Source organism: Mycobacterium sp. NGS18 (genome assembly GCF_059813185.1).
On record NZ_JCALEC010000012.1, the window covers coordinates 95849 to 105680 of the forward strand.

Genomic DNA, 9832 nt, shown 5'->3' on the forward strand with positions numbered 1-9832 from the left:
TTGATTCGGCGGTCCAGCTTCGCCTCTCCTCCGTGAGCCTTGCTAACCGCCGGATTAGGCTCATCGGTCATGTCGACCGGATCTCGTCGCCGTCGCGGCCTGCGGGCCGGCGTGATCGCCCTGGCGCTGCTCGTGGTGCTGGCCGGCGGGTGCGCGCGCTCCGACGGCGCCGCGACCCAATCGGGCATCGGCCCGCGTGCGGTTGCGCTCAACGCCGACGTGGTGCGTACCGCCGCCGGGCTGCTGCGGGGGACGGTCGCGCCGGATCATCGCCTGTTCCAAGGCGTCCCGTACGCCGCGGCGCCGGTCGGGCCGCTGCGCTGGCAGCCACCGGTGCCGATGCCGGCGTGGCAGGGCGTGCGCGACGCCGTCAAACGCGGCCCGTGGTGCATTCAGCCGGACGTGGCCGAGGTGGACCCGATCAGCGAGGACTGCCTGTCGCTCAACGTGTGGACGCCGACCGGTTCGGCCGCCGAGCCGTTGCCGGTCATGGTCTGGATCCACGGCGGCAGTTTCATGCGCGGCGCCGGCGACATCTACCACGCACAGCGGCTGTCGGTACGCGGCCGGATCGTCGTCGTCACCATCAACTACCGACTGGGCGCCTTGGGTTTCCTGGCCGACCCGGCACTGGGGGAGGCCGGTAACTACGGGCTGGCCGATCAGCAGGCGGCGCTGCGCTGGGTGCGCGACAACATCGGCGCGTTCGGCGGCGACCCGGCCAAGGTGACCATCGCCGGAGAATCGGCCGGGGGCATGTCGGTCTGCGATCACCTGGTCGCACCGGAGTCGGCCGGTCTGTTCCGGGCCGCGATCATCCAGAGCGGGCCGTGCCAGGCGCAGGTCGAGGTCCCCGAAGCCCGGCGGGTCAGCCGCGACTACACCGAAGCCCTGGGCTGCGCCGACCGGGGCAAGCCGGACGAGCAGGTCGCTTCCTGTCTGCGCGGTCTGCCGGCCGACCGGCTGACCAGACCGCTGTGGTACGCCCGATTCGGCACGGACCAGCTCAGCGGCCCGGCGGTGGGAACCCCGCTGCTGCCGGAGGACCCGGTGCGGGTGTTCCGCGATGGCCAGGCGGCCCGGGTGCCGGTGCTATTGGGCGTCAACCGCGACGAGTTCACCATGTTCGTCGCGCTGCGCTACCTGCGGGTGGGCCGGGAGATCGCCGGCGCGGAGTACCTCGACGAGCTGAAAGACACCTTCGGCTCCGGCGAAGGCGCCGCCGTGGCCGACCACTACCCGCCGGCACGCTTCGGCGACAGCATCTCCCTGGCCTATGCGGCGGCGGCGACCGACGACATCTTCGCCTGCCTGGCCGACCGGATGGCCCACGGGCTGGCTGGCGGCGCGCCGGTGTACGGCTACGAGTTCGACGACCCGCACGCCCCGGCGCCCGAGTTGTTCGACAACCTGCCGTTTGCAATCGGCGCCACCCACTCGCTGGAGCTGCGCTACCTGTTCGACATCGGCGGCGCCCCGCCCTTGAACCCCGCGCAGCGCCGACTGTCGGACCAGATGATCGAGTACTGGACCGGTTTCGTGGTCAGCGGCGCACCGATCGGTGTCGGCCAGCCCGACTGGCCCGAGATCGCGAGCGGATCCGACCGGCGGTGGATGTCGCTGCGGCCCGATGGCAGCCGGTTGATCACCGACTACGGCGCCGAGCACCAGTGTGAGTTCTGGGCGACTATTCGTTAAGTTCCGTCGCCGAGCGTGCGCTCAGTGCGAAAAATCGCTGCAGAAGTCGCCGTAGATGCACGTTCGACGGGGGTGGTGGGGCGACTCGACGGGGGGCGGTGGGGCGAGCTTAGGCCGGCGTGACCCAGGTGGTGATGTCGGCGTGCACGACCTCGGCGCCCGTCTTATCGGTGATGCTGACCGGCACGACCACCTCGGCACCTTCGGTGATCGCGGCGAAGTCCGGCGGCGCATCCAGGCGGGCGGTGGCCCGCAGCGACGTCGTCGCCCTGGCCAGGTAGGCCACGTTCATCGCCTTGGGGATCCAGCGGTGGCTGCGCGGGACGGTGGCCTCCATCAACATCCCCATCGCGACCTCGGCAGCGTTGCAGGAGGCGATCGCGTGCACCGTGTGCAGGTGGTTGTAGACGAACGGCCACTTGGGCACCAGCACCTCGGCCAGCCCGGGCTCCATCCGAACCACGTGCGGCAGCACCGACGCGAAGTAAGGGACCCGCGCCATGGTCGCGGCGGAGAACAGCCGGGTGCCGCCCGGGATCCCCGCCAGACGCCGCCATGCCTGATAAGTACTGGTAGTTCCGGTCACGCCGAGCTATCTTACCGGCAAGTAAGATCACCTGGAGACCGGCTTCGCGGCGACCGGCCCGGGGGGTGGGCGGTGAGACGACCGGGGATTTGGCCGCTGACCCGATCTGGGGCATACTGTTCAGGTTCGCCTGCGCCGGGGTTGCCCCTGGCTGGGCATACGACCAGCGTCCACCCGGGCGCGTCCGGTCCCACTCTCGCAGTACGGGGTTTTTTCACCGTGAACGAGGCCGTGTGCGGGCGACACGCCCGACCGCGGGGACCGGTGGACCAGGACAGGTAAACAGCGGCGGCAGCGCCCAGCGCAATGTCGATACGGGCCCTAAGCGGGCCTGGCATTGACAAAGACGCGCGGGGCACACGGGTTCGAAAGACGAACCCCTTTGCAGGAGTGAGGTAGTAGAAGCGTGGCGGGACAAAAGATCCGCATCAGGCTCAAGGCCTACGACCATGAGGCCATTGACGCCTCGGCGCGCAAAATCGTCGAAACGGTCACTCGCACCGGTGCCAGCGTGGTGGGCCCGGTGCCGCTGCCGACCGAGAAGAACGTGTATTGCGTCATCCGGTCCCCGCACAAGTACAAGGACTCGCGGGAGCACTTCGAGATGCGCACCCACAAAAGGCTGATCGACATCCTCGATCCCACGCCGAAGACCGTTGACGCCCTGATGCGCATCGATCTGCCGGCCAGCGTCGACGTCAACATCCAGTAGGAGCACCGAAAAACCATGGCACGCAAAGGTATTTTGGGTACCAAACTGGGCATGACGCAGGTGTTCGACGAGAACAACAAGGTCGTGCCGGTCACGGTCGTCAAGGCCGGGCCCAACGTGGTGACCCGCATCCGCACCCCCGAGCGCGACGGCTACTCCGCCGTGCAGCTCGCTTACGGCGAGATCAGCCCTCGCAAGGTCAACAAGCCGCTGACCGGTCAGTACGCGGCCGCCGGGGTCAACCCGCGCCGGCACCTGACCGAGCTGCGCCTTGACGACGAGGCTGCTGCCGCCGAATACGAGGTCGGCCAGGAGCTGACCGCCGAGATCTTCGCCGACGGCGCCTACGTCGACGTGACCGGCACCTCCAAGGGCAAGGGCTACGCCGGCACCATGAAGCGGCACGGCTTCCGCGGCCAGGGCGCCGGTCACGGCGCGCAGGCAGTGCACCGCCGGCCGGGTTCGATCGGCGGCTGCTCGACCCCGGGCCGGGTGTTCAAGGGCACCCGGATGTCAGGGCGGATGGGCAACGACCGCGTCACCACCCAGAACTTGGTGGTGCACAAGGTGGACGCCGAGAACGGCGTGCTGTTGATCAAGGGCGCCATTCCGGGACGCAACGGCGGGCTGGTTCTGGTCCGCAGCGCGATCAAAAAGGGTGAGAAGTAATGGCCGGCATCACAATTGACGTCAAGACACCGGACGGCAAAAAGAGCGGCTCTGTCGAGCTGCCCGCCGAGCTGTTCGACGCTCCCGCCAACATTGCGCTGATGCACCAGGTGGTCATCGCTCAGTTGGCCGCGGCCCGGCAGGGTACGCACTCCACCAAGACCCGCGGCGAGGTCCGCGGCGGTGGCCGTAAGCCTTACCGGCAGAAGGGAACCGGTCGCGCCCGTCAGGGTTCGACCCGGGCGCCGCAGTTCACCGGTGGTGGTGTCGTGCACGGCCCGAAGCCGCGCGACTACAGCCAGCGCACCCCGAAGAAGATGATCGCCGCCGCGCTGCGCGGTGCGCTGTCGGACCGGGCGCGCAACGGCCGGATCCACGCGATCACCGAGCTGGTGAGCGGACAGACCCCGTCGACCAAGAGCGCCAAGGCGTTCCTGGGTTCGATCACCGACCGCAAGCAGGTGCTGGTGGTCATCGGCCGGGCCGACGAGACGGGTGCCAAGAGCGTGCGCAACCTGCCGGGGGTGCACATCCTCTCGCCGGACCAGCTCAACACCCACGATGTGCTGCGTGCCGACGACGTGGTGTTCAGCGTCGAGGCCCTGAACGCCTACATCGAGGCACACACCGCCAAAACCGAGGAGGTTTCGGCCTGATGGCGACCATCACCGACCCCCGCGACATCATCCTCGCGCCGGTCATCTCCGAGAAGTCCTACGGGCTGATCGAGGACAACGTGTACACGTTCGTGGTGCACCCCGACTCGAACAAGACGCAGATCAAGATCGCGATCGAGAAGATCTTCGCCGTCAAGGTCGCATCGGTGAACACCGCGAATCGGCCGGGTAAGCGCAAGCGGTCCCGGGCCGGCTACGGCAAGCGCAAGGACACCAAGCGCGCCATCGTGACCCTGGCGCCCGGCAGCAAGCCGATCGACCTGTTCGCCGCACCGGCCTGACCGGAGTGAGAGAGAGACCTAACTGACATGGGAATCCGCAAGTACAAGCCGACGACCCCCGGTCGTCGCGGTGCCAGCGTCTCCGATTTCGCCGAGCTCACCCGCTCTCACCCGGAGAAGTCGCTGGTTCGGCCGCTGCACGGCCGCGGCGGGCGTAACGCCCACGGCCGGATCACCACCCGGCACAAGGGCGGTGGCCACAAGCGCGCCTACCGGGTGATCGACTTCCGTCGCCACGACAAGGACGGCGTCAACGCCAAGGTCGCCCACATCGAGTACGACCCGAACCGCACCGCGCGCATCGCGCTGCTGCACTACCTGGACGGCGAGAAGCGCTACATCATCGCCCCGCAGGGTCTTTCGCAGGGCGACGTGGTGGAGTCGGGCGCCAACGCCGACATCAAGCCCGGTAACAACCTGCCGCTGCGCAACATCCCGGCGGGCACGCTGGTGCACGCCGTCGAGCTGCGGCCGGGCGGCGGCGCCAAGCTGGCCCGCTCGGCCGGCTCCAGCATCCAGCTGCTGGGTAAGGAAGGCAGCTACGCCTCGTTGCGGATGCCCTCCGGTGAGATCCGCCGGGTCGACGTGCGCTGCCGCGCCACCGTCGGCGAGGTGGGCAACGCCGAGCAGGCCAACATCAACTGGGGTAAGGCCGGCCGGATGCGGTGGAAGGGCAAGCGCCCCTCCGTCCGTGGTGTGGTGATGAACCCGGTGGACCACCCGCACGGTGGTGGTGAGGGCAAGACCTCCGGCGGCCGGCACCCGGTCAGCCCGTGGGGTAAGCCGGAGGGTCGCACCCGCCGGCCGAACAAGCCCAGCGACAAGCTCATCGTCCGACGCCGGCGCACCGGCAAGAAGCGCTAGGAAGCGGAGAGAAAGCGATGCCACGCAGCCTCAAGAAGGGTCCGTTCGTCGACGACCATCTGCTCAAGAAGGTCGACGTTCAGAACGAGAAGAACACCAAGCAGGTCATCAAGACCTGGTCGCGTCGGTCGACGATCATCCCGGACTTCATCGGGCACACGTTCGCCGTCCACGACGGCCGCAAGCACGTCCCGGTATTCGTCACCGAGTCGATGGTCGGGCACAAGCTCGGCGAATTCGCCCCGACGCGCACCTTCAAGGGACACATCAAGGACGACCGGAAGGCTAAGCGCCGGTGAGCGTAACGACTGAATTCCCGTCTGCTGTCGCCAAGGCCCGCTTCGTGCGGGTGTCGGCCAGCAAGGCGCGCCGGGTGATCGACCTGGTGCGCGGCAAGTCCGTGACCGAAGCGCTGGACATCCTGCGCTGGGCGCCGCAGCAGGCCAGCCTGCCGGTGGCCAAGGTCATCGCCAGCGCGGCGGCCAACGCCGAGAACAACAACGGCCTGGACCCGTCCACCCTGGTGGTGGCCACCGTCTACGCCGACGAGGGCCCGACCGCCAAGCGGATCAAGCCGCGCGCGCAGGGGCGCGCCTACCGGATCCGCCGGCGCACCAGCCACATCACCGTGGTGGTGGAGAGCCGGCCGGTGAAGGGCGGCGGTTCGGCGCAGTCTGCCGGTGCCACCCGGGCGCGTCGTGCGCAGGCCAGCAAGGCCGCCTCCGAGAAGGCGGGTGCAAAGGCGACCGAGAAGGCTCCGGCCAAGAAGGCGCCGGCGGCCAAGGCAACCGAGAAGGCAACCGAAAAAGCGGCGGCCAAGAAGGCGCCCGCCAAGAAGGCGGCAACCAAGAAGGCGCCTGAGACGTCCGACGCGAAGGAGGGCTCGGAGTAATGGGCCAGAAGATCAACCCGCACGGCTTCCGGCTCGGGATCACCACCGACTGGAAGTCGCGGTGGTACGCCGACAAGCAGTACGCGGACTACGTCAAGGAAGACGTGGCGATCCGCCGGCTGCTGTCGAGCGGGCTGGAGCGCGCCGGCATCGCCGACGTCGAGATCGAGCGCACCCGTGACCGGGTTCGCGTCGACATCCACACCGCCCGGCCCGGCATCGTCATCGGCCGTCGCGGCACCGAGGCCGACCGGATCCGTGCCGACCTGGAGAAGCTGACCGGCAAGCAGGTGCAGCTGAACATCCTCGAGGTCAAGAACCCCGAGTCGCAGGCGCAGCTGGTGGCCCAGGGCGTCGCCGAGCAGCTGAGCAACCGTGTGGCGTTCCGTCGCGCGATGCGCAAGGCGATCCAGTCGGCGATGCGTCAGCCCAACGTCAAGGGCATCCGGGTGCAGTGCTCGGGCCGTCTCGGTGGCGCCGAGATGAGCCGCTCGGAGTTCTACCGCGAGGGCCGAGTGCCGCTGCACACGCTGCGCGCCGACATCGACTACGGGCTGTACGAGGCCAAGACCACCTTCGGCCGGATCGGCGTGAAGGTCTGGATCTACAAGGGCGACATCGTCGGTGGCAAGCGCGAGCTGGCTGCCGCCGCACCGTCGGCCGACCGTCCCCGCCGGGAGCGGCCGTCGGGCACCCGCCCGCGTCGCAGCGGCGCCTCGGGTACCACCGCGACCAGCACCGACGCCGGTCGGGCCGCTGAGAGCACCGAGACCACCGCTGCTGCGGAACCGGTTACCGAGGGTGCAGCGACCCCGGAGGCACAAGCGACGCAGAGCACGGAGAGCTAAATCATGTTGATTCCCCGCAAGGTCAAGCACCGCAAGCAGCACCACCCGAAGCAACGCGGCCTCGCCAGCGGCGGCACCGCAGTGACGTTCGGTGACTACGGCATCCAGGCCCTGGAGCACGCCTACGTCACCAACCGGCAGATCGAGTCGGCGCGTATCGCCATCAACCGGCACATCAAGCGTGGCGGCAAGGTGTGGATCAACATCTTCCCGGACCGTCCGCTGACCAAGAAGCCCGCCGAGACCCGGATGGGTTCGGGTAAGGGTTCGCCGGAGTGGTGGGTCGCGAACGTCAAGCCGGGCCGGGTGCTGTTCGAGCTCAGCTACCCCAACGAGGCCATCGCCCGCGCCGCACTGACCCGGGCGATCCACAAGCTGCCGATCAAGGCGCGCATTGTCACCCGAGAGGAGCAGTTCTGATGGCAGTGGGAGTTTCCGCTGGCGAACTGCGCGAGCTGAACGCCGACGAGCTCGTCGAGCGGCTGCGCGAGTCCAAAGAGGAGCTGTTCAACCTGCGTTTCCAGATGGCGACCGGGCAGCTCAGCAACAACCGTCGGCTCCGCACGGTGCGCCACCAGATTGCGCGCATCTACACCGTGTTGCGCGAACGGGAACTGGGCCTGGCGTCCGGTCCCGATGGTTCTGAAGGCGAGGCATCGTAATGGCAGAGGCTGCAAAGACCAAGGGGCCCAAGCGCACTCCGCGCACGGAGAAGCCGCGGGGCCGCCGCAAGACCCAGATCGGCTACGTGGTCAGCGACAAGATGGAGAAGACCATCGTCGTCGAGCTGGAGGACCGGGCGAGGCACCCGCTCTACGGCAAGATCATCCGGACCACCAAGAAGGTCAAGGCGCACGACGAGAACAACACGGCCGGTATCGGCGACCGCGTGTCGCTGATGGAGACCCGTCCGCTCTCGGCGACGAAGCGCTGGCGCCTGGTGGAAATCCTCGAGAAGGCGAAGTAACGCCGGCTACGCCGGCAGCCTGACCCGCGCCGGCGGTTGCTGCGCGGGCCCTGCCGGCGGTTGCTGCGCGGGCGGGCCGAGCGGCACCTGCAAGGTCTCCAGTTCGTTCAACTGCTGGGCGGGCACCGCCAGGGTGCGCCGCATCGGCGTCGGCAGGCTGGTGCGCAGCGCGGTCAATTGCCGTCCGTTGAGGCGGTTCAAGCCGGCCGTGATGTTCCTACGCAGTCGCTGCGCGCTGTGGTAGCGCACCAACACCGAAACGTCGGTGTGGTGGTTGCGTGCGGTCAGCCGGACGGTGACCGCCGTGGTGTCGGCCGCAGGGAGCCAGAGCTGTTCCAGGTTCGCCGTGCAGATGTCGCGCGGCGACATCCAGAACGTGGCCGCAAACTGCTTGGGGCCCTTGCGCTCTTTCTGCTTGAGCCGGCGACCCCGCCGCCGGATCCGGGTCGGCTGGAGACCGGCCAGCACAGCGGCATCGACGTCGGCGAACTCTTCGGCCGGGAGCACGCGCGCGACCAGGTGCCGCTCCTGCAGCTCGTGGGCGAGCCGCTCGGTGGCTGCCGCCAGTGTTGCGGCCACCGAATCGCGCACGGCCACCGCATCGGCGTTGTGCATCGGGTCCATCCGAAGGATCAACCAGGTGTCTCGAGGCCCACAGTCAACCGGGCTGTGCGCGTCATCGGCGGCGTCGCCGTCGGCGGCAGCGTCGGATGTTCGCACCGAGACGATGTCGATCCCGTCGAGTCGCACGTCGAACTGCCGCAGCGCGGCGGCGACGATGCCGGCCGGCAGTGCGGTCGGCGGCTGGGGGGCGCGCCCGCGGCGGGCGGCGGGCTCCGGCCCGGGCGGCTGGACGGCGATCACTGTGACCAACTGGCCCCGGTATTCGCGCACGCCGACGACATCCGGACCATAGCGGCGCTGGTGATCGAAACCGGGCGTACAGCCTTCGGTGAGGAACGGTGCCGGATTGGCGAATCGATCCAACACCCGCGCCAGCACGATTGCCGTCAGCGGGACCCGGCGGTGGGTGATCAACGCGGCCATCGTCACCACGGCGGCGACTCCGACGCCCGGCCACCAGGCGCGGGCCGCCGACCCGAGCTGATCGGGCCAATGGCCGGCAATCCGCAAGATCGCGATGTCGATGAGAAATACCGTTGTCACCCGCAGCCAGGACAGATTCAGCCCAAAACTATGCTGTGCCTTCATCCTTGCGCCTGCCTCATGGTCCCCCGGGGAGTTTGTGGTGGTCGATGCGGTGACCGGGCTTCCCGGTTTGGTTGCACGCCAAACATCCCAGACCTCCTAACCGGGAGACCTGGGATGTTTGGCCGGGCCGTCGACGACGGCCCGGGGTCTGAAGAGCATCAAATGCCGAGGAAGTCCGAAGGGTCGATGCTGCCGGCGATGTCCGCGGCGCCTCCGGAGGCGGCGTCAGCGGCGGTTCCTGCGGCGTCGGCTGCGCTTCCGGCGGCCGCGTCGGCTGCGGTTCCGGCGGCGTCGGCTGCGCCGCCGGCAGCATCGGCGCCCAGCGTGGATAGGCCGCTGAACGCGTCACCCGGATCGAGCAGTGCGGCCGCGTCGAAGTCGGTCGGAATGTTGAAGTCACCGAACGGTGTCGACAGGGTGTCGGTG

At 68.6% G+C, this 9832-nt stretch carries 15 protein-coding genes; 12 read left to right on the forward strand and 3 right to left on the reverse strand.

The features are described from left to right. The first annotated feature begins 69 nt into the window (after positions 1-69). Positions 70-1698, forward strand: a complete 1629-nt coding sequence (locus tag AC5Y31_RS19245) for a carboxylesterase/lipase family protein (RefSeq protein WP_499982213.1) — start codon at positions 70-72, stop codon at positions 1696-1698. A gap of 109 nt (positions 1699-1807) precedes the next feature. Here AC5Y31_RS19245 and AC5Y31_RS19250 read toward each other — a convergent pair whose 3' ends face one another. Continuing rightward, a complete protein-coding gene (locus AC5Y31_RS19250; protein ID WP_499982215.1) occupies positions 1808-2284 on the reverse strand; it encodes a hotdog fold domain-containing protein in 477 nt (158 codons plus the stop codon). A 406-nt stretch (positions 2285-2690) separates the two neighbouring features. On the opposite strand from AC5Y31_RS19250, the gene rpsJ reads away from it, so the two are divergent. Genes rpsJ through rpsQ form a run of 11 tightly spaced genes read left to right on the forward strand, consistent with a single transcriptional unit; the run spans position 2691 to position 8194 of the window. Further along, positions 2691-2996 (forward strand): 30S ribosomal protein S10, encoded by a 306-nt coding sequence (gene rpsJ / locus AC5Y31_RS19255; RefSeq protein ID WP_003883485.1) that lies wholly within the window; start codon positions 2691-2693, stop codon positions 2994-2996. Between the two features lie 15 nt (positions 2997-3011). Then, positions 3012-3665: a 50S ribosomal protein L3 gene (gene rplC, locus AC5Y31_RS19260; protein ID WP_065023314.1), complete on the forward strand. Its 654-nt coding sequence runs from the start codon at positions 3012-3014 to the stop codon at positions 3663-3665. After that, on the forward strand, positions 3665-4321 hold the full coding sequence (gene rplD / locus AC5Y31_RS19265; RefSeq protein WP_065023313.1) for a 50S ribosomal protein L4: 657 nt from the start codon (positions 3665-3667) through the stop codon (positions 4319-4321). Before rplC ends, rplD begins: the two co-directional genes overlap by 1 nt. Then, entirely contained in the window at positions 4321-4623 is a 303-nt protein-coding gene (rplW, locus tag AC5Y31_RS19270; protein WP_064855850.1) for a 50S ribosomal protein L23, read from the forward strand. The genes rplD and rplW overlap by 1 nt, the downstream gene beginning before the upstream one ends. 27 nt (positions 4624-4650) lie before the next feature. Then, positions 4651-5487: a 50S ribosomal protein L2 gene (rplB, locus tag AC5Y31_RS19275; protein WP_065023312.1), complete on the forward strand. Its 837-nt coding sequence runs from the start codon at positions 4651-4653 to the stop codon at positions 5485-5487. A gap of 17 nt (positions 5488-5504) precedes the next feature. Beyond that, the gene (gene rpsS / locus AC5Y31_RS19280) at positions 5505-5786 is read left to right on the forward strand and encodes a 30S ribosomal protein S19 (RefSeq protein ID WP_006245110.1); all 282 of its coding nucleotides are present in this window, start codon (positions 5505-5507) and stop codon (positions 5784-5786) included. Continuing rightward, entirely contained in the window at positions 5783-6379 is a 597-nt protein-coding gene (gene rplV, locus AC5Y31_RS19285) for a 50S ribosomal protein L22 (RefSeq protein ID WP_065023311.1), read from the forward strand. Before rpsS ends, rplV begins: the two co-directional genes overlap by 4 nt. Then, positions 6379-7227 carry a 30S ribosomal protein S3 gene (gene rpsC / locus AC5Y31_RS19290; RefSeq protein WP_065023310.1) on the forward strand — a complete coding sequence of 283 codons (849 nt, stop codon included), beginning with the start codon at positions 6379-6381 and terminating at the stop codon, positions 7225-7227. The genes rplV and rpsC overlap by 1 nt, the downstream gene beginning before the upstream one ends. A gap of 3 nt (positions 7228-7230) precedes the next feature. After that, positions 7231-7647: a 50S ribosomal protein L16 gene (gene rplP / locus AC5Y31_RS19295; RefSeq protein ID WP_013830258.1), complete on the forward strand. Its 417-nt coding sequence runs from the start codon at positions 7231-7233 to the stop codon at positions 7645-7647. Beyond that, positions 7647-7889, forward strand: coding sequence for a 50S ribosomal protein L29 (rpmC, locus tag AC5Y31_RS19300; protein WP_065023309.1), 243 nt, complete (start codon positions 7647-7649; stop codon positions 7887-7889). The genes rplP and rpmC overlap by 1 nt, the downstream gene beginning before the upstream one ends. Continuing rightward, positions 7889-8194 (forward strand): 30S ribosomal protein S17, encoded by a 306-nt coding sequence (gene rpsQ, locus AC5Y31_RS19305; RefSeq protein ID WP_499982220.1) that lies wholly within the window; start codon positions 7889-7891, stop codon positions 8192-8194. Before rpmC ends, rpsQ begins: the two co-directional genes overlap by 1 nt. A 6-nt stretch (positions 8195-8200) precedes the next feature. Here rpsQ and eccE read toward each other — a convergent pair whose 3' ends face one another. Then, the gene (gene eccE, locus AC5Y31_RS19310) at positions 8201-9406 is read right to left on the reverse strand and encodes a type VII secretion protein EccE (protein WP_499982221.1); all 1206 of its coding nucleotides are present in this window, start codon (positions 9404-9406) and stop codon (positions 8201-8203) included. 158 nt (positions 9407-9564) lie between these two features. Next, a partial coding sequence (locus tag AC5Y31_RS19315) for a hypothetical protein (RefSeq protein ID WP_499982223.1) occupies positions 9565-9832 on the reverse strand: 268 nt, incomplete at its 5' end.